The sequence below is a fragment of the Salmonella sp. 2020_1395 genome, from assembly GCF_043848115.1.
In the GTDB taxonomy this organism is placed as follows: domain Bacteria; phylum Pseudomonadota; class Gammaproteobacteria; order Enterobacterales; family Enterobacteriaceae; genus Salmonella; species Salmonella enterica.
On record NZ_JBCMFH010000001.1, the window covers coordinates 472,061 to 493,300 of the forward strand.

Annotated in this window: 23 protein-coding genes; 15 read left to right on the forward strand and 8 right to left on the reverse strand. The window is 51.6% G+C overall.

What is annotated here, in order from left to right; all coding sequences use genetic code 11:
* The first annotated feature begins 226 nt into the window (after nucleotides 1-226).
* Complete coding sequence (locus ACH0WD_RS02410; RefSeq protein WP_001537894.1) at nucleotides 227-457, forward strand: YncJ family protein; 231 nt, start codon at nucleotides 227-229, stop codon at nucleotides 455-457.
* Here ACH0WD_RS02410 and ACH0WD_RS02415 read toward each other — a convergent pair whose 3' ends face one another.
* Both ACH0WD_RS02415 and ACH0WD_RS02420 read right to left on the reverse strand, forming a co-directional pair.
* Nucleotides 458-2,422, reverse strand: a complete 1,965-nt coding sequence (locus ACH0WD_RS02415) for a U32 family peptidase (protein ID WP_001249754.1) — start codon at nucleotides 2,420-2,422, stop codon at nucleotides 458-460.
* Nucleotides 2,423-2,500: 78 nt separating this feature from the next.
* The gene (locus ACH0WD_RS02420; protein WP_000369543.1) at nucleotides 2,501-3,037 is read right to left on the reverse strand and encodes a helix-turn-helix domain-containing protein; all 537 of its coding nucleotides are present in this window, start codon (nucleotides 3,035-3,037) and stop codon (nucleotides 2,501-2,503) included.
* A gap of 91 nt (nucleotides 3,038-3,128) precedes the next feature.
* Between ACH0WD_RS02420 and ACH0WD_RS02425 the strand changes: the two genes are divergently transcribed.
* The gene (locus ACH0WD_RS02425; protein ID WP_001238495.1) at nucleotides 3,129-4,307 is read left to right on the forward strand and encodes a benzoate/H(+) symporter BenE family transporter; all 1,179 of its coding nucleotides are present in this window, start codon (nucleotides 3,129-3,131) and stop codon (nucleotides 4,305-4,307) included.
* A gap of 53 nt (nucleotides 4,308-4,360) precedes the next feature.
* Here the strand turns inward: ACH0WD_RS02425 and ACH0WD_RS02430 are convergent, their stop codons facing one another.
* From ACH0WD_RS02430 to tehA, 3 genes are all read right to left on the reverse strand, one after another.
* Nucleotides 4,361-5,029: a DUF3313 domain-containing protein gene (locus tag ACH0WD_RS02430; RefSeq protein WP_001259025.1), complete on the reverse strand. Its 669-nt coding sequence runs from the start codon at nucleotides 5,027-5,029 to the stop codon at nucleotides 4,361-4,363.
* A gap of 155 nt (nucleotides 5,030-5,184) precedes the next feature.
* Complete coding sequence (tehB, locus tag ACH0WD_RS02435) at nucleotides 5,185-5,781, reverse strand: tellurite resistance methyltransferase TehB (protein ID WP_000218277.1); 597 nt, start codon at nucleotides 5,779-5,781, stop codon at nucleotides 5,185-5,187.
* The gene (tehA, locus tag ACH0WD_RS02440) at nucleotides 5,768-6,781 is read right to left on the reverse strand and encodes a dicarboxylate transporter/tellurite-resistance protein TehA (RefSeq protein ID WP_001243997.1); all 1,014 of its coding nucleotides are present in this window, start codon (nucleotides 6,779-6,781) and stop codon (nucleotides 5,768-5,770) included. The genes tehB and tehA overlap by 14 nt, the downstream gene beginning before the upstream one ends.
* A gap of 106 nt (nucleotides 6,782-6,887) precedes the next feature.
* Between tehA and ydcK the strand changes: the two genes are divergently transcribed.
* Nucleotides 6,888-7,868: a YdcK family protein gene (ydcK, locus tag ACH0WD_RS02445; protein WP_000599088.1), complete on the forward strand. Its 981-nt coding sequence runs from the start codon at nucleotides 6,888-6,890 to the stop codon at nucleotides 7,866-7,868.
* Here the strand turns inward: ydcK and rimL are convergent.
* Nucleotides 7,865-8,404 (reverse strand): 50S ribosomal protein L7/L12-serine acetyltransferase, encoded by a 540-nt coding sequence (gene rimL / locus ACH0WD_RS02450; protein WP_000229297.1) that lies wholly within the window; start codon nucleotides 8,402-8,404, stop codon nucleotides 7,865-7,867. The genes ydcK and rimL overlap by 4 nt on opposite strands.
* A 216-nt stretch (nucleotides 8,405-8,620) precedes the next feature.
* Between rimL and ACH0WD_RS02455 the strand changes: the two genes are divergently transcribed.
* The 8 genes from ACH0WD_RS02455 to aac(6') all read left to right on the forward strand — a co-directional run bounded on the left by ACH0WD_RS02455 (nucleotide 8,621) and on the right by aac(6') (nucleotide 14,618).
* On the forward strand, nucleotides 8,621-9,739 hold the full coding sequence (locus ACH0WD_RS02455; RefSeq protein WP_000144619.1) for a M42 family metallopeptidase: 1,119 nt from the start codon (nucleotides 8,621-8,623) through the stop codon (nucleotides 9,737-9,739).
* Nucleotides 9,736-10,017: a PTS sugar transporter subunit IIB SgcB gene (sgcB, locus tag ACH0WD_RS02460; RefSeq protein WP_000976132.1), complete on the forward strand. Its 282-nt coding sequence runs from the start codon at nucleotides 9,736-9,738 to the stop codon at nucleotides 10,015-10,017. The genes ACH0WD_RS02455 and sgcB overlap by 4 nt, the downstream gene beginning before the upstream one ends.
* A 10-nt stretch (nucleotides 10,018-10,027) precedes the next feature.
* On the forward strand, nucleotides 10,028-11,341 hold the full coding sequence (sgcC, locus tag ACH0WD_RS02465) for a PTS sugar transporter subunit IIC SgcC (protein WP_000460835.1): 1,314 nt from the start codon (nucleotides 10,028-10,030) through the stop codon (nucleotides 11,339-11,341).
* A gap of 13 nt (nucleotides 11,342-11,354) precedes the next feature.
* On the forward strand, nucleotides 11,355-12,161 hold the full coding sequence (gene sgcQ / locus ACH0WD_RS02470; RefSeq protein ID WP_000118620.1) for a BtpA family protein SgcQ: 807 nt from the start codon (nucleotides 11,355-11,357) through the stop codon (nucleotides 12,159-12,161).
* 131 nt (nucleotides 12,162-12,292) lie between these two features.
* Nucleotides 12,293-12,730: an SgcA family PTS sugar transporter subunit IIA gene (gene sgcA, locus ACH0WD_RS02475; protein ID WP_000606454.1), complete on the forward strand. Its 438-nt coding sequence runs from the start codon at nucleotides 12,293-12,295 to the stop codon at nucleotides 12,728-12,730.
* Nucleotides 12,731-12,741: 11 nt separating this feature from the next.
* The gene (locus ACH0WD_RS02480) at nucleotides 12,742-13,374 is read left to right on the forward strand and encodes a ribulose-phosphate 3 epimerase family protein (RefSeq protein ID WP_000600599.1); all 633 of its coding nucleotides are present in this window, start codon (nucleotides 12,742-12,744) and stop codon (nucleotides 13,372-13,374) included.
* Between the two features lie 15 nt (nucleotides 13,375-13,389).
* The gene (locus ACH0WD_RS02485) at nucleotides 13,390-14,181 is read left to right on the forward strand and encodes a DeoR/GlpR family DNA-binding transcription regulator (RefSeq protein WP_001747619.1); all 792 of its coding nucleotides are present in this window, start codon (nucleotides 13,390-13,392) and stop codon (nucleotides 14,179-14,181) included.
* Complete coding sequence (gene aac(6'), locus ACH0WD_RS02490) at nucleotides 14,181-14,618, forward strand: cryptic aminoglycoside N-acetyltransferase AAC(6')-Iy/Iaa (RefSeq protein WP_000354850.1); 438 nt, start codon at nucleotides 14,181-14,183, stop codon at nucleotides 14,616-14,618. Before ACH0WD_RS02485 ends, aac(6') begins: the two co-directional genes overlap by 1 nt.
* Before the next feature lie 140 nt (nucleotides 14,619-14,758).
* Here aac(6') and ACH0WD_RS02495 read toward each other — a convergent pair whose 3' ends face one another.
* Complete coding sequence (locus ACH0WD_RS02495; RefSeq protein WP_000067284.1) at nucleotides 14,759-16,012, reverse strand: D-galactonate dehydratase; 1,254 nt, start codon at nucleotides 16,010-16,012, stop codon at nucleotides 14,759-14,761.
* Nucleotides 16,013-16,349: 337 nt separating this feature from the next.
* Between ACH0WD_RS02495 and ACH0WD_RS02500 the strand changes: the two genes are divergently transcribed.
* The 4 genes from ACH0WD_RS02500 (at nucleotide 16,350) to ACH0WD_RS02515 (ending at nucleotide 20,432) form a co-directional block, all read left to right on the forward strand.
* Nucleotides 16,350-17,117: an SDR family oxidoreductase gene (locus ACH0WD_RS02500; RefSeq protein ID WP_000125688.1), complete on the forward strand. Its 768-nt coding sequence runs from the start codon at nucleotides 16,350-16,352 to the stop codon at nucleotides 17,115-17,117.
* Between the two features lie 83 nt (nucleotides 17,118-17,200).
* Nucleotides 17,201-18,562 (forward strand): MFS transporter, encoded by a 1,362-nt coding sequence (locus ACH0WD_RS02505; protein WP_000648129.1) that lies wholly within the window; start codon nucleotides 17,201-17,203, stop codon nucleotides 18,560-18,562.
* On the forward strand, nucleotides 18,531-19,622 hold the full coding sequence (idnD, locus tag ACH0WD_RS02510) for an L-idonate 5-dehydrogenase (protein ID WP_001131634.1): 1,092 nt from the start codon (nucleotides 18,531-18,533) through the stop codon (nucleotides 19,620-19,622). The genes ACH0WD_RS02505 and idnD overlap by 32 nt, the downstream gene beginning before the upstream one ends.
* Before the next feature lie 90 nt (nucleotides 19,623-19,712).
* Nucleotides 19,713-20,432: a FadR/GntR family transcriptional regulator gene (locus ACH0WD_RS02515; protein ID WP_000023779.1), complete on the forward strand. Its 720-nt coding sequence runs from the start codon at nucleotides 19,713-19,715 to the stop codon at nucleotides 20,430-20,432.
* A gap of 177 nt (nucleotides 20,433-20,609) precedes the next feature.
* Here ACH0WD_RS02515 and ACH0WD_RS02520 read toward each other — a convergent pair whose 3' ends face one another.
* Nucleotides 20,610-21,185: a YceI family protein gene (locus ACH0WD_RS02520; protein WP_001024316.1), complete on the reverse strand. Its 576-nt coding sequence runs from the start codon at nucleotides 21,183-21,185 to the stop codon at nucleotides 20,610-20,612.
* Between the last annotated feature and the right edge of the window lie 55 nt (nucleotides 21,186-21,240).

The following is a 21,240-nucleotide window of genomic DNA, read 5'->3' on the forward strand; positions in this document are numbered from 1 at the left end:
ACCATCTAATACAATACCTTTAAAATATACTTCCAGGAAATAATGAATTTCGCATGGAACGAATTGGCTCGTTATTTTTATAATTGAGATACTGATTATAAGTATATTTTCTCATACAACTTATCGCACTTATTGACAAACCGTTTTCGCTAATTTGAAGTGTTGAATAATAACTCAAAGAAATTATTGGCATCATAGCCTCACGACGTAACTGGAAGGTGGCATGATGTTTACAAAAACGTTATCAGTAGTTTTACTGACCTGTGCGCTGTTTTCAGGCCAGTTACTGGCGAAACAGCAAGACCACGCATTCGTATGGTTTGCGACGGGAGGGCACCAGCTTAGACACGAAGCCGACAGTGATGAATTACGGGCGGCAGCGGAAGAATCAGCGGAAGGCTTGCGCGAGCACCACAACTGGCAGAAATCGCGCAAACCAGAGAGCTATTTTCGTTAATTAAACGCCCCTGCGCTTCGGCAGCGTTTTCATCAGCGCTTCAGGGCTCACTGAAGCGACAACGCTGCCGGGCTGGGGCATTTTTAAGAGGTGGTTTTTAATTTTGCCAATGACATGCATTTCGCAAGGGCGGCAGTCGAATTTTAGCGTCAGTACCTCATCGCCATGCACCAACTGCATCGGCGTGGCTTTCCAGCTCTTAATATTTCCTTTCGCCTGCTTAGGACAAAGGTTGAACGCAAAACGCAGGCAGTGTTTGGTGATCATGACCGGTACCTCGCCCTTCTCCTGATGCGCCTCATAGGCCGCATCAATCAATTGTACGCCGTAACGGTGATAAAATTCCCGCGCTTTGTGGTTGTAGACATTAGCGAGAAAGCTGAGATGCGTTTGCGGATAGACCGGCGCAGGCTGCGCCACGGGTTTCCGACGACCTCGTTGATAATGGGCCAGCCGCGCCGCGTCAAGCATATCAATCGCCTCCCGACGGAACTGATTGAGCAGGCTATTTGGCACGAACAACGCCGCCGGTAATGTCACCTGCATATCACGCGCGTAGTAAGGCGTCTGTCCCAGCTTCGCCAGTCCGGCTTTTAGGTTATTCAACGCTTTTTCAGAGTTATTGGCTTCCTCAAATACCCCGTCAAGCGTATGCGTGATGCAGACACCGTCTTCACTGGTCAGCGTCAGAATAAGCTGTTCCTGCCAGCCGCCCAGCATGATATCAACCGCCACACGGCGCTCACTGGAGGTTTTTGTCAGCGCTTGCTGCCAGTTATGATCCAGATTACGATTCAACGGATGATGCGGACGGACTTTATGCAGGTCGGCAGGCATATCATTTGGCCAAACGCGGTAGCGGTTATGACCGGTTTTCTCCACCGTATTGGCGCGAAAACCCACCACTTCACGCTTAATCAACACGTTCAGACCATCGCCATTCGCCAACGGCTCCGTAGCTTCTACGTCGAGATAATCCTTCGCCACATTCAGCACCTCGCCTACCGGCAAGCCAATAAATTTTGGTGAATCAAATGCGCCAATATCACCTTTACGCGCGTTAACAAAATAGTCGGTGCTGCCGCGATGGAAGGTTTTCTCCGTGGAGGGAACAAAAAAATGCTCGGTCCGACCAACCGATGCACGCGCCAGATCGCCACGTTGCTCGATAATCGCGTCCAGCATCTGACGATAATGCGCGGTGATGTTTTTGACATAGCTCATGTCTTTGTAGCGCCCTTCAATCTTGAAGGAACGTACGCCTGCATCGATCAACGCGCCGAGGTTAGCCGTTTGGTCGTTATCTTTCATCGATAGCAAATGTTTTTCGTAAGAGACCACCCGCCCCTGATCGTCTTTTAACGTATACGGTAAACGACAGGCCTGCGAACAGTCGCCCCGATTGGCGCTGCGCCCGGTTTGCGCATGAGAGATATAACACTGCCCAGAATAAGCGACACACAGCGCGCCATGAATGAAGAACTCAATCGTGGCGTCAGTAGCCTGATGAATAGCCGCTATCTGACTCAAATTAAGCTCGCGCGCCAGTACAATCTGTGAAAAACCGACATCGGCAAGAAACTTCGCTTTTTCCACGCTGCGAATATCACACTGTGTACTGGCGTGAAGCTCAATCGGCGGGATATCCAGTTCCAGAATGCCCATATCCTGCACAATCAGCGCATCCACCCCGGTGTTGTACAAATCGGTGATTAACCGCTGCGCGGGCTCCAGCTCATCATCATGCAGGATAGTATTCAGCGTGACAAAAATCCTGGCGCCGTAACGGTGAGCAAACGGGACCAGATCGGCGATATCGCGCAGACTGTTACTGGCGTTATGACGTGCGCCAAAACCGGGTCCGCCGATGTAGACGGCATCTGCGCCATGCAAAATCGCTTCGCGAGCAATTGCGGCGTCACGGGCCGGACTTAACAATTCGAGATAGTGAGGTTGCTGGCGCATACAGTCTTTCTTATCCAATAGCAGCGAAATGGCGGCTATTGTAGTCAGAAGCGCAAACTAACGAAATAGTTTTCCCGCTTAATCACGCGGGTAATGGATCAGCGAGTGAAAATGAACCGTCTGGTCACTGCTGTTGCGATAGGTATGCGCCGTATCGCCGGCAAAACGCAAACCTTTACCGGCGTCTATGGTTTGCCATACCCCACCAGTACACATGTCCAGCCGACCCTGAATCACCACCACATGTTCGATAACGCCGGCTTTATGCGGCGCTGATTCGCTGCACGCGCCAGGCGCCAGCAATAGGGAAAAATAGTCAAAACAGAGTTCTGGGTCCCACGGAAACAGCGGTGTAATTACCATCGCTTGCTGCTGGGGATCGAAGGTTGGCGGAAATTCGGCCTGCGGAGGCGAAATAAACATTGAGAATGGAACGTTCAGGCCCGTCGCAATTTTCCACAGCGTTGCGACTGTCGGACTGGATTCATTACGCTCTATCTGCCCCAACATGGCTTTTGAGACGCCGGAGATCTCCGCCAGACGCGATAAACTCCAGCCTCGCTGATGGCGTAACGTTCTTAACGTGGTCGCCAGATAGTGTGTCAGGTTATCCATTTTCCCCCCCTGTAAGACCATAGCGTATCACTTGTACGCTATAACGCACAATGCTACATTGACTGACCGTTATAACGCACAAGAGGCGATCATGCGTCTGTTATCACTGCCGTTACCTACTGTATTATCTGGTCTGGTCGCCGTTCTGGTCGGCTATGCGAGTTCCGCCGCCATTATCTGGCAGGCGGCGCTTGCTGCTGGCGCAACACCCGCAGAGATCGCCGGCTGGATGACCGCCCTCGGTATAGCCATGGGCATAAGCACACTAACGTTAACCTTGTGGTATCGTGCGCCGGTTTTAACCGCCTGGTCAACGCCTGGCGCCGCCCTGTTGGTGACAGGGCTTCAGGGATTATCGTTGCCAGATGCCGTGGGCATATTCATTGTCGCCAATGCCCTGATTGTGCTGTGCGGCGTCACGGGATTGTTTGCGCGTTTGATGCGGATAATCCCCCATTCTCTTGCCGCTGCAATGCTGGCGGGAATACTGCTACGCTTCGGCCTGCAGGCGTTCGGGACGCTCAACGGAGAGTTTGTCATGTGCGGCGCTATGCTATTGGCGTGGCTACTCTTTAAAGTATTCGCGCCCCGCTATGCCGTTATTGCTGCCATGGTGATGGGAATAACGGTGGCGCTCATCCAGGGTAAGGTGGCGATGAGCGGTATTCATTTCGCGCCGGTGTGGCCCACCTTCGTTCCCCCCCACTTTTCATTCGCTCAAAGCCTGAGCGTCGCGGTACCGCTCTTCCTGGTGACGATGGCATCGCAAAACGCCCCCGGCGTCGCCACAATGAAGGCGTCTGGCTATCAGCTTCCTGTCTCTCCGTTAATGATTTTTACCGGATTGCTAGCGCTGCTACTTTCGCCATTTGGCGTTTATTCTATCTGCATTGCCGCCATTACAGCCGCCATTTGTCAAAGCCCGGATGCGCACCCCGATCCAACGCGTCGCTGGTTAGCGGCCGCCGCCGCAGGCGTTTTTTATTTACTTGCCGGGTGGTTTGGCGGTTCGATAACCGCGCTGATGGTCGCCCTGCCGGTTAGCTGGGTGCAAATGCTGGCTGGTCTGGCACTGTTAAGTACGATTAGCGGTAGCCTGTATCAGGCGCTTACTCACGAAAGCGAACGTGACGCGGCAGTTATCGCATTTCTCGTCACCGCCAGCGGGCTAACGCTGATGGGCATCGGATCGGCATTCTGGGGGTTGATCGCTGGCGGAATAGGCTACACAGTATTAACGAGAACGCGCCGCCCATCGTTGTCTGGCTGATGGTGACCGCTAATCTGCCGGGGTTTGCGCCATCTTGCGATGGCGCCGCAGAATTATTTTTTGTTAACGTCAAACATAGAGGTATCCGTCGCCATATCATCCACGACCTGTTTCAACGTCTCGAACGCCATTGGCGTACTGGAGTTACTCAGGTCTTTACCTTCACCCTGACGTACTACCTTGACGACCGGCTTGTTGGTCGCGGCATCTATCAGCTCACCCTCAAAATAGAGGTGGGTATCCATGGTCCGGTGGCCTGTCGCCATTTGCGTGCCCGCCACAATCAGCGCTACAGGGATCACCTCATAGAATTGCAGCCCTTCTTTGCTGGTATCCACGCCCGTAATCGCCCCGCGGAAAATCAAACTGCGCGGCCCTGGCGTCGTGACCAGCGGTTTGCGCTGTTCAATTGCTGATTTTACTTTAGTGTTCGTATAAGCCAGCAGTTTATCAAGAACTTGCTGCCCGACCTGGGTCGTTGGTTTGGGGACGGGATAGTATGTTATCGGATTGTAAACAATACTGTCATAGTTAGAGTCATTGAAATGTGGATCTACCCAGCGCAACACCGGTTTCCCCGTGGCGGAGGTAGTTTCCTGCAGGTCCGAATAATTTTTTAAGAATCCAGAATACTTATCCGGCTGTGTGACTTTAGACGCACAGCCGGATAACGCCAGCAAGCCAGTAAGCACTGCAACTTTAAATAAAGTATGAGTACGCATGAAACGATCCCTTTAGTCTTCGCAATGATGCAAAGGAAATAATAGCAAAACGAAATCATTCTGGATGCACTAAAAATGGTAACGACAGCACAATTTGAACGCGGCGCCCGACAAAAAAATGCCGAACGCTGCGAGACTTACAGAACTTGCATCGCTCAGGCCGTTTTTCTCGCCAGCATCGTAGCAAAGCGCAGTTTGATACGGTTGCCGTTTTCGTCCGTGCGGTGAAGCTCGCCGACATCTTCGTTGTATTTCAGCATGTCCCATCCTTCGTAATAGCGGCGTAATTCGCCTTCTTTAAAAGCGAACGGGAATCCCACCGTACAGGGAAAGTCCGGCGTATCCATTGCCGCAACAATCAAATTATACCCGCCGGTTTTTGTGCAGCGTTGCATATTGGCAATTAAACCGGGAATGGTTTGCGCCTCAAGAAACATCATAACCACCGTCGAGAGAATAAAATCGTACTCGCCGTCAAAGGTCAGTGTATTCAGATCGACAATGTCGGTTTGCAGATTATCCAGCCCCTCTGCCGCTTTAATACGCTCAAGGTTAGCCATACTGGCCGGATTTTTATCCCACGCGGTAACGTCATAACCGTTCGCGGCCAGATACAGACTATTGCGGCCATTGCCACATCCCAAATCCAGCGTTCGGCCCGGCGCGACAACCTTTGCCGCCGCCAGCACATCCGAATGCGTGCGGGTTAATCCGTATTTCTCAGTAAAATAATTTTCGTCACGAACGGTCATTTTTTTCCTCCGTTTTCAACAGTGCAGCGCGCTCAGTGCGAATAAGCAACGTCCCCTGCACCAGTAATAGAAATGTACGAACCAGCAATAAGGCGATAATAGCGTTAGTGAAAATAAACAGCGGGACGGCCAGAATATGGAAAAGCCCTGATTCACTACCGTGACCAAGATGTAACCCCGTGGTCGCCAGCGCGGAAACGCCGAACGAAAAACTCCAGAAGGAAGCATTAAACGGTTGTGATAAATACCAGGACATTAATCGCAGCATAAATAAAAGTTGTAACAGACCGTAGCCGAATAGCATTTTCGCCAGCGTGTCGCCCTCCCCGCCATTGACGCTCAGCCAGGCGCTACAGGCGACCAGCGCAGGCGCCAGTTGGATACCCAGCGACGTACGCAGCACCGCCGGTAATTCGCCGCAGCTACGCAGTCGCTGCAAAATAACCGGCTCCAGACTTAACCACGAAAAGACGCCTGCGCCTAAAAACACCAGTCCGGCATCATTGTAACCGAGCGCTCCACAGGCCATAGCGCTGATAAAATTATTCGCTACCGTGGGCAGATAAAGTCCTGGGGTTGTCGCTTCTTCCGGATGCGCTCCGCGCCAAAGTCCCGCCGTCTGCCAGGCGGCATACGCCAGTTGTATGACGACCCCCACGCTGAATAGCGCAACGGCCAACGGGCGATACCAGGGAACGAAACCGATCGCGACCAGCATCGTGGTGGCGGGAAACAGGCTGACAAAACTGCTCATTACCGGATGTCGCACTTCAGCCATCACGCTATGGGGAAAGCGCACCAGACGGCTAAGGAACGCCAGGGTCAAGAGTGCCCAAATAATCATCGCCAGGATCACCATGATGTCGCCGGGCCAGTGGCTTATTGCCCAAATCTGGCTGGCATAACGCCAGGCGAATCCCATACCGATAGTGCCAAGGACGATGCCAAAATAGCCCGCAGGCAGATTGAGCACGCGATCGCTCTGCTTGTGATTACGCATTTTGTTTAATTTATAAAGTATATTTGAAATGCATTTTATGGAATTTCTGGTTGTTTCGCCAGTACCTTTGCTACGGTTATCTTAATCGTTCACACGGAATTTCCCTATGATCAAATATCGACTGAGTGAAGAACCTCGTGCTTTTACTTATCAGGTAGACGGTGAGAAGAAAAGCGTCTTATTACGACAAGTTATTGCCGTAACGGATTTTAACGATGTTAAAGCCGGAACCTCCGGCGGCTGGGTTGATGCCGATAATGTGCTGTCACAACAGGGGGATTGCTGGATTTATGATGAAAACGCGATGGCCTTTGCGGGCACGGAAATTACGGGTAACGCGCGTATCACGCAGCCGTGCACGCTCTACAATAACGTGCGAATAGGCGATAACGTCTGGATTGATCGCGCTGATATCAGCGATGGCGCGCGGATAAGTGACAACGTCACCATTCAGTCCTCTTCCGTGCGCGGAGAGTGTGCGATTTATGGCGATGCCCGCGTGTTAAACCAGTCAGAAATTCTCGCCGTTCAGGGACTAACGCATGAACATGCGCAGATTTTACAAATTTACGATCGCGCCACCGTGAACCATTCGCGGATTGTCCATCAGGTACAGCTTTATGGCGACGCCACTATCACACACGCTTTTATTGAGCACCGGGCGGAGGTCTTTGATTTCGCGCTCATCGAAGGCAACAAAGACAATAATGTCTGGATCTGTGACTGCGCCAAAGTCTATGGCCATGCGCGGGTTATCGCTGGCACAGAGGAAGATGCGATCCCTACCCTTCGCTACAGCTCGCAGGTAGCGGAACATGCGTTAATCGAAGGCAACTGTGTGTTAAAACATCATGTGCTGGTAGGCGGACATGCTGAGGTACGCGGAGGCCCGATTTTACTGGACGACCGCGTGCTGATTGAAGGCCATGCCTGTATACAGGGCGAAATTCTGATTGAGCACCAGGTCGAGATTAGCGGACGGGCGGCGGTGATAGCCTTTGACGGCAATACTATTCACCTGCGCGGCCCAAAAGTGATCAATGGCGAGGATCGTATTACGCGTACCCCCTTAGTCGGTTCCCTTTAATCCGCATCAATAATGCGGGCATACATATTAACGTCGTGATAGTCGCCGTTAAGATACTCCGCCTGCTTCATACAGCCTTCCAGCGTAAAATGGTTGCGCCGTGCGACTGCGTTACTGGCCTGATTATCAACGCGGCATTTAATGACGAAGCGCCGAATATCGCCGCGCCGGGCATAATGTGTCATCAGCGCCTGTAATGATTGCGACATTATCCCTTGTCCCTGGAGGGACTCATCCAGCCAGTAACCGATATAGGCGGCTTTGTTTACCGGTTCGATGGCATTAAATGAGAGTACGCCCGCCATCTCATTCTGGCAGAAAATCAGGTACATTTTGGCGTAACCACGCTGGTGCAACAGCATATTACCCTGCACATGCTTACGCGTTTCCTCCTGCGACGTGACATATTGCGGCCAGTCGAGCGACTGTTGTAGCCACGCTTTGTTTTTGAGTACCAGTTGGTGCAGCGCCGGAACATGACTTTCATCTGCCGCTTGTAGTTCCAGCGTCGTGCTAACAGGAATAATTTCCACCATCGCGTTGCCCTTCTTCGTTGTTGGTCGTAATCACATAAATAGCCTGGTTTACCGATAACCCGCAGGTGATATGAGCGTTTTTATTGTATCGCCATCACATTATTTTTTATTGGCCATATTTAGCGTATTTCCGCGTGACACATTTCACACTTATCCAACCATTCTCCGCCTATAAAACGCTCAACGACTGATTGTTTTATCACCACGGAGACGCCAATGACCTTTTCTGTGCAGGAAACGCTTTTTTCTTTACTGCGGCTAAACGGGATTTCAGGACATGAAAGCAGTATTGCAAACGTTATGCAGCACGCGTTTGAACAGCAGGCCAAAGACGTCTGGCGGGATCGCTTAGGCAATGTCGTCGCCCGTTATGGCAGCGATAAACCCGACGCGCTTCGCCTGATGATTTTTGCGCATATGGATGAAGTGGGTTTTATGGTACGCAAGATCGAACCCTCCGGTTTTTTACGTTTTGAACGCGTGGGCGGCCCGGCGCAAATTACTATGCCCGGTTCGATTGTGACGCTTGCCGGACGTTCAGGCGATATCATGGGCTGTATCGGTATTAAAGCATATCACTTCGCGAAGGGTGACGAGCGCACCCAGCCACCCGCTCTCGATAAACTCTGGATTGATATCGGCGCAAAAGATAAAGCGGATGCCGAACGAATGGGTATTCAGGTGGGGACGCCAGTAACCCTTTACAACCCGCCGCACTGTCTGGGCAACGACCTGGTGTGCAGTAAGGCGCTGGATGACAGGCTGGGGTGTACGGCGCTACTGGGCGTCGCCGAGGCTATCGCCTCCACACCGCTTGATATCGCGGTATTCCTGGTCGCGTCGGTACAGGAAGAGTTCAATATTCGCGGTATTATTCCCGTTTTACGACGCGTGCGCCCCGACCTGGCGATTGGTATTGATATCACCCCCTCCTGCGACACGCCTGACCTGCAGGATTACTCGGATGTGCGGGTCAACCACGGCGTCGGCATCACCTGTCTGAACTATCACGGACGCGGTACGTTGGCGGGACTGATTACGCCGCCGCGTTTGCTGCGGATGCTGGAGACCACCGCGCACGAAAATAATATTCCCGTACAGCGAGAAGTCGCGCCAGGCGTCATCACCGAAACCGGCTACATTCAGGTTGAACTGGACGGTATTCCCTGCGCCAGTCTTTCTATTCCCTGCCGCTATACCCACTCGCCAGCCGAAGTCGCCAGCCTGCGCGACCTGGCTGATTGTATCCGTTTACTGACTGCGCTGGCCAATATGTCGCCAGAGCAGTTTCCCATTGAGCCTGAAACAGGCGCTACACAAGAGGCACGACCATGATGAAGAAGATCCTTGTGGCATGTGGTACCGGCATGTCGACATCAACCATGATTGCACAAAAACTGCAGGACTTTCTTGCGGAGCAAGGCATTGCGGCAACCACGGCGCAATGTTGTCTGAATGAGATCCCGTTGAACTGTAACGGTATGGATCTCATCGTAACGTCCATGCGTACGCACAGTGACTATGGCATCCCGACGCTCAACGGCGCCGCCCTGCTGACAGGCATCAACGACGACGCATTAAAACAAGAAATCAAGGCGCTGTTAACACAATAAAGGGGGCATTATGTTTGATTACATCCTGTCTCTCGGCGGCACCGTTTTTGTGCCCATCATTATGATTATCATCGGCTTAATCTTTCGTATTCCCTGGCTGCAGGCAGTGAAAGCCGGGGTGACGGTCGGCATCGGTTTTGTCGGCATGGGGTTGGTGATCGTCATGGCGATCGACAGTCTCAGTCCGCCGATTAAAGTGATGATTGAGCGTTTTGGCCTGACGCTGCATGTGTTTGACGTCGGCGCCGGGCCCGCATCCGGCGTCGGCTATGCGACGGCCATCGGCGCGATGATCATTCCCGTTATCTTTCTGCTCAACGTCGGTATGCTGGTGACTCGTCTGACCAAAACCATGAACGTTGATATTTATAACTACTGGCACTACGCCATTACCGGAACGGTCGTCCAGTTGATGACCGGCAGTCTGATTTATGGCGTACTGGGCGCGATTTGCCACGCCGCCTTGTCGTTGAAAATGGCCGACTGGACGGCGAAACGGGTACAGAACATTGTGGGTCTGGAAGGGATTTCTATTCCGCAAGGGTATGGCTCCAGTTCCGTGCCGTTGTTCGTATTGCTGGATGCGATATACGAAAAAATACCGTTTATGAAAGGACGCAATATAGACGCTCAGGAGATCCAAAAACGGTATGGGATGGTCGGCGACCCGGTGATCATTGGCGTTGTTCTCGGGCTGATCTTCGGACTTGCCGCAGGCGAAGGCTTTAAAGGGTGCGCAACCTTAATGATTACCGTGGCGGCGATTATGGTGCTGTTTCCGCGCATGATTCGCCTTATCGTTGAGGGATTAATGCCCATTTCCGACGGCGCGCGTAAGTTCTTTCAGAAACACTTTAAAGGGCGCGAAGTCTTTATCGGTCTGGATACCGCAGTGACGTTAGGCCACCCGACCACCATCGCGGTTGGACTGCTGTTAATTCCCATCATGTTAATTCTGGCGAGCATACTGCCGGGCAATAAAGTCCTGCCGCTGGCTGATTTACCGGTCGCGCCATTTTTTATCTGCATGGCCACAGTTATTCATCGCGGCGATCTGATTCGTACTCTGCTCAGCGGCATCATTGTCATGATTACCGTTTTGCTGATCGCCACCCAGTTCGCGCCGTACTTTACCGATATGGCGCTCAAAGGCGGCTTTAGCTTCGCCGCTGAAAACGCGCAAATTACCGCGCTGTCGGTGGGAAATATGTTTGGCTGGTCAATATCTGAATTGATGTCGCTGGGCATGATTGGCGTGGTTATTGTGGTCGGCATTGTCGCCAGCATCATACTTGTCTTACGTAAACGTGAACTACCGGAATAAGGAGCAACCCAGAATGAGTTGGCTAAAAGAGGTAATAGGAACAGAAAAAGCCGTTATCGCCATGTGCCATTTACGGGCGTTGCCGGGCGATCCCGGGTTCGATACCAGGAAAGGCATGAACTGGGTAATTGACCGCGCCCATGACGATTTAATGGCGCTACAAAATGGCGGCGTGGATGCGGTGATGTTCTCCAACGAATTTAGTCTGCCTTATTTAACGAAAGTCAGACCGGAAACGACCACCGCGATGGCAAGAATCATCGGTCAGTTAATGAGTGAAATTCGCGTACCGTTTGGGGTAAACGTGTTGTGGGACCCTGTGGCCTCGTTTGATTTGGCAATGGCGACCGACGCAAAATTTATTCGCGAAATTTTCACCGGCGCTTACGCCAGCGATTTTGGCGTCTGGGATACGAATGTCGGCGAAACCATTCGCCATCAGCATCGCATCGGCGCAAGTCACGTGAAAACGCTGTTTAACATCGTACCGGAAGCGGCGGTGTATCTGGGAAACCGGGATGTCTGTTCAATTGCGAAATCGACCGTATTTAACAATAACCCCGATGCCCTGTGCGTCTCGGGGCTGACGGCGGGCGCCCGCACGGATAGCGCCATACTGAAGCGGGTAAAAGAGACCGTTCCCGACACGGTCGTGCTGGCGAATACCGGGGTGTGTCTGGAAAACGTCGAGGAGCAGCTCTGCATTGCCGACGGATGCGTAACGGCAACCACGTTTAAAAAAGACGGCGTCTTCGCCAACTTTGTCGACCAGGCGCGCGTGGCGAAGTTTATGGAGAAAGTACGCCATATCCGACAATAAAATGGGGATAAGCAAAACGCTTATCCCCTGCAGAGAGCGATAACTCTTCTGCCGATCTCCGTCGCCTTCGCCAAAAGACACGCCGGGGATCGGTTTCAGAGTAACCCGAACCGGCAAGGAGTCAACGATCGATGATTAATGATGTTAAGTGGGTTCAGGCGCAACGCCATGCCAGCGACTGGCGACACGCGCTGGATATCGCCGTTCGTCCGCTGATTACCTTCGGCGCGGCGGCCCCCTGCTACCTGGACGGTATTATTGAGAACACCCTTAAATGGGGGCCATATTATCTTATCGCGCCGGGGATTGCGCTGCCCCATGCCAGACCGGAGCAAGGCGCTAACCATAATCAAATCAGCGTCACTACGTTAGCAACGCCGGTCGCTTTCGGCAATGCGGATTGCGATCCCATCTGGCTGTTGCTTTGCGCCAGCGCCACGGATGCCGAAGCACATATTCGCACCATTCAACGCATCAGCCAGTGGCTCGACTCGCCGGAAAGCGTCGCGATGCTGCAAGATGCGCCAAATGACGCCGCGCTTTTCGCGCAATTAACCGCATTGCGCTGATGGAGGTTCCGATGATCCTGCACCCTTCACTGGCCTCCGCCGATCCGCTGCGCTATGCCGAGGCGTTGACCGCTTTACACGATGCGCCTCTCGGCTCGCTGCATCTGGATATCGAAGATACCAGTTTCATCAACAATATTACCTTCGGTATGAAAACCATTCAGGCAGTCGCACAACACACTCGCCATCCGCTCTCATTTCACCTGATGGTCTCATCACCGCAACGCTGGTTACCCTGGCTTGCAGCTATCCGCCCCGGCTGGATTTTCATTCATGCCGAAAGCGTGCAAAACCCCCCGGAGATTCTGGCGGATATTCGCGCTATCGGGGCGAAAGCAGGACTGGCGCTTAACCCGGCAACGCCGCTATTGCCTTATCGTTATCTGGCATTGCAACTGGATGCGCTGATGATCATGACCAGCGAACCCGACGGGCGCGGGCAGCAATTTATCGCCGCGATGTGTGAAAAAGTGAGCCAAAGCAGAGAGCATTTCCCTGCTGCGGAATGCTGGGCGGACGGCGGTATTACACTTCGCGCCGCACGGCTGCTTGCCGCCGCAGGCGCACAGCATCTGGTGATTGGCCGGGCGTTATTCACGACGGCGAACTATGATGTGACGTTGTCACAATTCACCGCGCTATAAAGGAGTCATATGCTGATGAGCCAACAGCGCCCTGACCGTATCAAACAGATGTTGCATTACCTTTGGCAACACAGGCACCTCTCAACACAACAAGCTATTGAGCTTTTTGGCTATGCAGAGGCAACCGTGCGCCGGGATTTTCACTATATTGCCAGCCGTTATCCCGGTATGGTTCGCGGCCATGGTTGTATTGACTTCGACGACAGTACGGAAGATAAAGAATATGTTTTCGACGTTAAGCGAACGTTACAAAGTGAGGCGAAACGCGAAATCGCCGCCCTCGCCCGCACGTTCATCAAGGATGGAGACTGCTTTTTTCTAGACTCCGGTTCCACCTGTCTGGAACTGGCAAAATGTCTGGTCGACGCCAAAGTAAAAGTCATTTGCAATGACATCAAAATCGCTAATGAACTGGGTGGCTTCCCACACGTAGAGAGTTACATTATCGGCGGACTGATCCGCCCCGGTTACTTTTCGGTGGGCGAGAGTCTGGCGCTGGAGATGATTAACGCCTTTGCCGTTGAACGCGCCTTTATCTCCTGCGATGCGCTGTCGATTGAAACGGGCATCACCAACGCTACCATGTTTGAAGTAGGCGTCAAAACGCGCATTATTCAGCGCTCACGCGAAGTCATATTGATGGCCGATCACTCAAAGTTTGATACTGTAGAACCCCATGCGGTGGCGACGTTGTCCTGTATTACTACCATTCTTAGCGACAGTGCGCTCCCGTCTGCTATCGCCCGACGTTATCAGCAGGCGGGCTGCCGTCTCATCATGCCAGCCCCATCATCAGGAGCGCGTTAATGGACATCAGGCAAATGAACAAAACCCATCTGGAGCACTGGCGCGGATTGCGAAAACAGCTCTGGCCCGGTCACCCGGATGACGCCCATCTGGCGGACGGCGAAGAAATTCTGCAAGCCGATCATCTGGCATCATTTATTGCGATGGCAGACGGGGTGGCGATTGGCTTTGCGGATGCCTCAATCCGCCACGATTATGTCAATGGCTGTGACAGTTCGCCCGTGGCTTTCCTTGAAGGTATTTTTGTTCTCCCCTCGTTCCGTCAACGCGGCGTAGCGAAACAATTGATTGCAGCAGTGCAACGATGGGGAACGAATAAAGGGTGTCGGGAAATGGCTTCCGATACCTCGCCGGAAAATACAATTTCCCAGAAAGTTCACCAGGCGTTAGGATTTGAGGAAACAGAGCGCGTCATTTTCTACCGGAAGCGTTGTTGAGGGAAATATTCAGGCTCCTTATAGAGAAGTGGTCACTGATTAAAAAGCAGCCTCAATATACAATAATTCCTGTTTCTAAAACGGAGTCCATCAGGACGTCGGGAATAAGACCCGGCAGATGCAAGCCGGGCCTTCATTGCTTACGGTCTTGAGGCCGTACCGTCTGGTGTGCGCGCCATTGTCCAGGATGGGATTCCTCCCTCGCACGGATATTTCGCCGCTTTGGCTTCATCAATGTCAATACCCAGACCCGGCTTATCGTTCAGATAGGCATAACCGTGGTCAATCTCAGGGCAGCCCGGGAAGACATCACGCAGCGCGTCGTTCATTGGCGTGTATTCCTGAATGCCAAAGTTCGGTGAACTCAAATCCAAATGCATATTGGCGCAAACCCCGACTGGAGAAATGTCGCCCGGCCCGTGCCATGCGGTGCGCACACCGTTCAGTTCGCTGTAGACAGCAAGTTTCTTTGCCGGCGTAATGCCGCCGATGGTACTCACGTGGCAGCGAATGTAGTCGATGAGCCTGTTGTCGATGAGCGGCTTCCACTCATTCACATTCACAAACAGCTCACCCATGGATATCGGAGTGGAAGACTGCTGGCGCAGCATTTTCAGCCAGTCGATGTTTTCCGGTGCCACCGGATCCTCAAGATAAAATAGTTGATACTGTTCAAGCGTTTTGGCCAGATTAATGGCAGCCACCGGGGTCACGCGCTCATGTACATCATGAATAAATTCGATGCCAAAACCGAGCTTATTACGCAGGTGGTCGAACAGACGCGGAACGCTTTTGGCGTAGGCATCCGGGTCAAAGTAGATGCCGGGCGTTTTGCTGCGCGGTGAACGTTTCGGCTGAATGTTCTTCGCACGAGCTAGCTGCGTGGCGATCAGTTTAAGGTCATCGGTCCCCGCACCGCCATACATTCCCATCTGGCAGCGAACGTACTGGTAACCCTCTTCCATTCTGGCTCGGATGTTATCTTCCACTTCAACTTCATCACCACCATCGGTGTGGCAGTACAGTGGGATCCCATCACGACATTTGCCGCCCAGCAGATCATAAACCGGCATCCCCGCTAGCTTACCTTTGATATCCCACAGTGCCATGTCCACGCCGGACAATGCATTGTTCATGATCGGGCCATTGCGCCAGTAGCCGCTCACCACGCCTGACTGCCAGATGTCCTCAATACGGGTCGGATCTTTGCCAACCAGAAAAGGCGCCATGTACTCATCGATCGCGCTTTTTACCGCGAAGATACGCTGGGTAAATGTCGCGCATCCTAGCCCATACAGCCCTGGCTCGTTGGTTTCTATCTTAACGACTGCCAAATCAATGCCGCCCGGCGCCGTCAGAATCGTTTTCACGTTGGTAATTTTCAGGTTACTCACTTTCACTCCTTAACTCAGCGAATTTACCGCATGTCATACCGTTGTGGATGATACAACAGATATACGTAAGTTGTCCTACAACTTTACGCTGTTATATCACGCTTCTTTTACAGCGGATCGCTGCGAGTGCCATTCTGTGACAGCGATCAAACTGCGTTAAATTCAAATCAAATATATACATATAATTCAATTAATTAATATTAATTACGCGGTCGCTATGTGGAGCTGTTTGTGATCCTTGTTGCAAATTCATGGGTGAACTGTTGATTTTATCAGGGCGAAAATTCAACCTAAAAAAGGATAGTCGTCATACAAATTAAACAAGTGAGGAAACAACATGACCGCTTTATTTGATTTAACTGGGAAAACGGCGCTGGTAACGGGTTCTGCACGAGGACTGGGCTTTGCCTACGCAGAGGGTCTTGCCGCTGCGGGTGCACGGGTTATGCTGAATGATATTCGCGCCACGCTGTTGGCCGAATCAGTGGATACGCTGACCAGAAAAGGCTACGACGCGCATGGCGTGGCTTTTGACGTCACCGATGAACTGGCGATTGAGGCAGCTTTTAGCAAACTTGATGCAGAAGGGATCCATATTGATATCCTGATCAATAACGCCGGTATTCAGTACCGCAAACCAATGGTCGAGCTGGAGCTGGAAAACTGGCAGAAGGTGATCGACACTAACCTGACCAGCGCATTTTTAGTCTCCCGCTCGGCGGCAAAACGGATGATCGCCCGCAACAGCGGCGGCAAAATTATTAATATCGGCTCGCTCACCAGCCAGGCGGCCCGCCCGACTGTTGCCCCGTACACGGCAGCAAAAGGCGGCATCAAAATGCTCACCTGCTCGATGGCTGCTGAATGGGCGCAGTTTAATATCCAGACCAACGCCATTGGACCTGGCTACATTCTGACCGACATGAACACCGCGCTTATTGAAGACAAGCAGTTCGATAGCTGGGTGAAAAGCAGCACCCCTTCTCAACGTTGGGGTCGTCCGGAAGAGCTCATCGGCACCGCCATCTTCTTATCATCCAGAGCATCAGATTATATCAACGGGCAGATTATTTACGTCGATGGTGGCTGGCTCGCAGTTTTATAAGTCGCCCGCACTCTACCTACTCGCCTTTAAAATTGATGGCATGTGTTTACCCCGATGCATGCCGATATAACACAGGTATTATTATGAAGGCTTCAAGACAACGACTCTTTATTCTCACATTGCTGTTTATTGTGACTGCAATTAATTATATGGATCGCGCCAATCTTGCCGTTGCTGGTTCGAATATCCAGAATGATTTCAGTCTGACGCCAACACAACTGGGTTTGCTTTTCTCCATGTTTACCTGGGCCTACGCTGCCAGTCAAATTCCTGTCGGCTATGTTCTTGATCGCATTGGCTCACGTATTCTTTATGGTGGTGCGATTATTCTGTGGAGTATTTTTACCTTTATGATGGGGTTCGCCTCACACCATTTATTCGCGACGGCAACCGCTTCATTTGCAATGCTTCTGGCCTGCCGCGCATTAATTGGTGTTGCCGAAGCGCCATCCTTCCCGTCTAACACAAAAATAATCGCCACCTGGTTCCCGGACCATGAACGTGCCCGTGCGACCGCGATTTATTCCAGTGCACAATATATCGGTCTCGCGCTGCTGACGCCTGCCCTCGCCTTTATTGTGGCTAACTACGGTTGGGAAATGTCGTTTTATCTGTCCGGTGGCGCCGGTATTCTGTTTGGCATCTACTGGCTTATGTATTACCGCGATCCACAGCACAGCACTGCTGTGAACCAGGCCGAACTGGATTATATCAAAGCAGGCGGCGGCTATGGCTCGGAGAACCAATCCTCCGTGAGTGCAAAAATCAGCTGGCAAAATATTAAATTCTTCCTCAGCAAAAAAACGATTTGGGGTTTGTTCATCACCCAGTTTGCCTGCTCGTCTACGCTCTATTTTTTCCTGACCTGGTTTATTGTTTACCTGGAAAAAGGACTGCATCTCTCTATTTCCAAAGCCGGGATAGGCGCCATGCTGCCCTATATTATGGCGATGCTTGGGGTGCTCTGTGGCGGTACGCTAAGCGACATGCTGCTGAAAAAAGGAAAATCCCGAACGCTGGCACGAAAATTACCCGTTATGGCTGGCCTGTGCGTCACCATGATTATTGGCCTGGTCAATTTCTTTGAAAACCAGCCGGTTATTGCGATTGTCATTCTGTCTGTTGCGTTCTTTGCCAACGCCTTTTCAAACCTGGGCTGGGTGGTCTGGAGCGATGTAATTCCCCGTAATTTTCTCGGGACTATGGGTGGCTTTTTAAATATTTGCGGCAACCTTTCGGGGATCGTTAGCCCAATTGTTATTGGGGTTATTCTCCAGCGCACGCAAAACTTCCAGTATGCCATGTGGTATATCGCAGGCGTCGCCGGACTGGGCTTATTAGCCTACATATTCCTGGTGGGCAAAATTGAAGTGATCCTGCCTGAAAAAAAGAATGCCGACACTGTGGATAAGAATGCCATTAACCCGGCAACTGCCAACAAATAATGAGGTCATTATCAAAATGGAAAAAATAACCTGTAACGCTTGTCTGGCCCATGCGGAAAAAGACGTACGCTTTGAATCACGTGAAATCGAGCACAGTGAACATGACGTCGTCGTGAAGGTCGCCTGCGGCGGCATCTGTGGCTCTGATATTCACTACTATCAGCATGGCCGCGCGGGGATGTCTGTCCTCAAGCATCCGATGGTGATTGGCCATGAGTTTGTTGGCGTGATCAGCAAAGTGCCAGCAGGCAGCGACCTGAAAGTGGGCCAGACGGTTGCGGTGAACCCGTCCAGCCCCTGCAATCAGTGCGAGATGTGCCTTTCCGGCCATCAAAATCTGTGCGGCTCCATGCGCTTTATGGGCAGCGCGCAGTTCAATCCGCATGTGAATGGCGGTTTTTCTGAATACGTGGTGGTAAAACCGGAGCAATGCATTCCTTATGACAGGCGCGTGCCCGCAAACGTAATGGCCTTTTCGGAACCGCTAGCGGTCGCCATTCATGCAGTAAAAAAGGCAGGCCAGTTGACCGGCAAACGCGTACTGGTGATTGGCGCAGGCCCCATTGGTTGTCTGATCCTCGCGGCGGCGCGCAGTGCCGGAGCATCTGAACTGGTAGCATCAGATCTCAGCCCACGCTGTCTGGAACTGGCACGCCAAATGGGGGCCACAGCAGTGATGGATCCGCGCGATGAAGAACAGGTTGCCCATTATCAGCAGCATAAAGGCTACTTTGATGTCGTGTTTGAGGCCTCCGGCGCGCCGATTGCCGTGGCATCCAGCGTCGACTTCACCCGCCCTGCCGGCACTATCGTTCAGGTGGGGATGGGCGCCAGCCCGGTAAGCTGGCCGGTGTCAACGATGCTGGTTAAAGAACTCAACTGGGTCGGCTCATTCCGTTTTATCGGTGAGTTCATCACCGCGGTACGCTGGCTGGAAGATGGGCGCATCGATCCTCGCCCGCTTATCAGCGCCGAGTTCCCGCCCCAGCAAATTGAAGACGCGCTGATTACCGCCACAGACAAAAATGTCTCTGCTAAGGTACTCATTCGTTTCGATTAACGGTGAAAAGCGCCCGGCCGGGCGCTTTGTTCTTAAAAGAGAATTGTTATATAATAAAGCACTTCAGCGACATCTTAACGGATACCCATCTTGAGCATAAAATCCATTCAAAAACAGAATGTTGTAAATGAAATTTATGATCAGATAAGTAGCAAACTGCTGGACGGCAGTTGGGCGCCGGGTAGCCGTTTGCCCTCAGAAGCGGAACTGACCGCCTCATTTAACGTCAGCCGGGTCAGCGTTCGCAGCGCAGTACAGCGTTTTCGTGACCTGGGGATTGTGGTGACGCGTCAGGGCAGCGGCAGCTACGTGAGCGAAAACTTCACCCCGCAGATGTTGAGTAACGATCCCCGCCCAATCATGCACCTTAGCCGCGAAGAGTTTCACGATATGATGATTTTTCGTCAGACCGTGGAGTTCAAATGCGTGGAGCTCGCCGTCACACACGCCACCGATGATGACATTCGCCAGCTCGAGGAAGCATTGAACAACATGCTGATCCACAAAGGTGATTATAAAAAATACTCGGAAGCGGACTACGAGTTCCATCTGGCGATTGTCAGGGCATCGCACAACAGCGTGTTCTACAACGTGATGAGCTCGATTAAAGACATCTATTACTACTATCTTGAAGAGCTTAACCGTGCGCTGGGTATTACCCTTGAAAGTGTGGAAGCCCATATCAAGGTCTACATGTCGATAAAGAATCGCGATGCCAGCACGGCCGTCGAAGTGCTCAATGAAGCGATGTCAGGCAATATTATTGCGATCGAAAAAATCAAATCTACAGAGACATCAGGGACAAAATAACCGTTGGTTACAAGCTCAAGTAGTAGGACAATTTAACATATCTGAATCCGAAATAGTTGCCATCAACTATTTAGTGACATAGTCCCACTTTAAAATCGTGGCAGTGCGGCCTGAAATCAGCGAAGCTTCAAATAGCCAAGTACCCTTAACATACAATAATTTTCATCATTATTCCCTTTATTGCTTAACCGCTTCTGCCTGGATTTTTATATCGACAACTTTCGTCATCCCCATATCGACCAGATAATCTACACCCCACTGGGTGCGATCTATTTGCGTGACAAAATCACCACCGCAAACCTGCGCCTTGAATATCGGGCTCATATAACAGCCAAACTTGGTGGTGGTTAAGGTGACGGGCTTCGTTACTCCCTTCATTGTTAGCAAACCGTCAATAGAAACCGGTTTATTATCTTCAAAATGCCATTTTGTTGATTTAAATACCATTTCTGGATATTTTTCCGCATCCAGAATATCGCTACTGCGGATATGGTTATCAAACGCATCTACCCCGGTATTTAAGGCGCTTACGGGAATCGTCACACGCATCTCTGCGACTTGCTTTTCCGGCTGATATTCCAGTTCGCCGCTAATAGCATAAAACCCGCCATGATTGGTTGAGGTCTGGAAATGATCGATATTAAATACCGCATTGGTATGCGTATTATCAAATTTATATACATCTGCATGAGCAGCACTTAATAAACCCAGAGACAGGACAGCACCAAGAAAACTCTTTTTCATTATATTCACTTTATATCTTAAATAAGGTGAAGTTATCTTAATGTTCCCTGTCCGCAGGATCGAG

Excerpts from the sequence above, each read along its gene's own strand:
- ACH0WD_RS02500 (WP_000125688.1), top strand. The coding sequence starts at position 16,350 with ATGACCGCTTTATTTGATTTAACTGGGAAAACGGCGCTGGTAACGGGT.
- ACH0WD_RS02410 (WP_001537894.1), top strand. The coding sequence starts at position 227 with ATGTTTACAAAAACGTTATCAGTAGTTTTACTGACCTGTGCGCTGTTT.
- sgcC (WP_000460835.1), top strand. The coding sequence starts at position 10,028 with ATGTTTGATTACATCCTGTCTCTCGGCGGCACCGTTTTTGTGCCCATC.
- tehB (WP_000218277.1), bottom strand. The coding sequence starts at position 5,781 with ATGACCGTTCGTGACGAAAATTATTTTACTGAGAAATACGGATTAACC.
- rimL (WP_000229297.1), bottom strand. The coding sequence starts at position 8,404 with ATGGTGGAAATTATTCCTGTTAGCACGACGCTGGAACTACAAGCGGCA.
- ACH0WD_RS02430 (WP_001259025.1), bottom strand. The coding sequence starts at position 5,029 with ATGCGTACTCATACTTTATTTAAAGTTGCAGTGCTTACTGGCTTGCTG.
- ACH0WD_RS02420 (WP_000369543.1), bottom strand. The coding sequence starts at position 3,037 with ATGGATAACCTGACACACTATCTGGCGACCACGTTAAGAACGTTACGC.
- idnD (WP_001131634.1), top strand. The coding sequence starts at position 18,531 with ATGCCATTAACCCGGCAACTGCCAACAAATAATGAGGTCATTATCAAA.
- ACH0WD_RS02485 (WP_001747619.1), top strand. The coding sequence starts at position 13,390 with ATGAGCCAACAGCGCCCTGACCGTATCAAACAGATGTTGCATTACCTT.
- sgcQ (WP_000118620.1), top strand. The coding sequence starts at position 11,355 with ATGAGTTGGCTAAAAGAGGTAATAGGAACAGAAAAAGCCGTTATCGCC.
- ACH0WD_RS02455 (WP_000144619.1), top strand. The coding sequence starts at position 8,621 with ATGACCTTTTCTGTGCAGGAAACGCTTTTTTCTTTACTGCGGCTAAAC.
- ACH0WD_RS02505 (WP_000648129.1), top strand. The coding sequence starts at position 17,201 with ATGAAGGCTTCAAGACAACGACTCTTTATTCTCACATTGCTGTTTATT.
- ydcK (WP_000599088.1), top strand. The coding sequence starts at position 6,888 with ATGATCAAATATCGACTGAGTGAAGAACCTCGTGCTTTTACTTATCAG.
- ACH0WD_RS02415 (WP_001249754.1), bottom strand. The coding sequence starts at position 2,422 with ATGCGCCAGCAACCTCACTATCTCGAATTGTTAAGTCCGGCCCGTGAC.
- sgcB (WP_000976132.1), top strand. The coding sequence starts at position 9,736 with ATGATGAAGAAGATCCTTGTGGCATGTGGTACCGGCATGTCGACATCA.
- ACH0WD_RS02480 (WP_000600599.1), top strand. The coding sequence starts at position 12,742 with ATGATCCTGCACCCTTCACTGGCCTCCGCCGATCCGCTGCGCTATGCC.
- tehA (WP_001243997.1), bottom strand. The coding sequence starts at position 6,781 with ATGCGTAATCACAAGCAGAGCGATCGCGTGCTCAATCTGCCTGCGGGC.
- sgcA (WP_000606454.1), top strand. The coding sequence starts at position 12,293 with ATGATTAATGATGTTAAGTGGGTTCAGGCGCAACGCCATGCCAGCGAC.
- ACH0WD_RS02425 (WP_001238495.1), top strand. The coding sequence starts at position 3,129 with ATGCGTCTGTTATCACTGCCGTTACCTACTGTATTATCTGGTCTGGTC.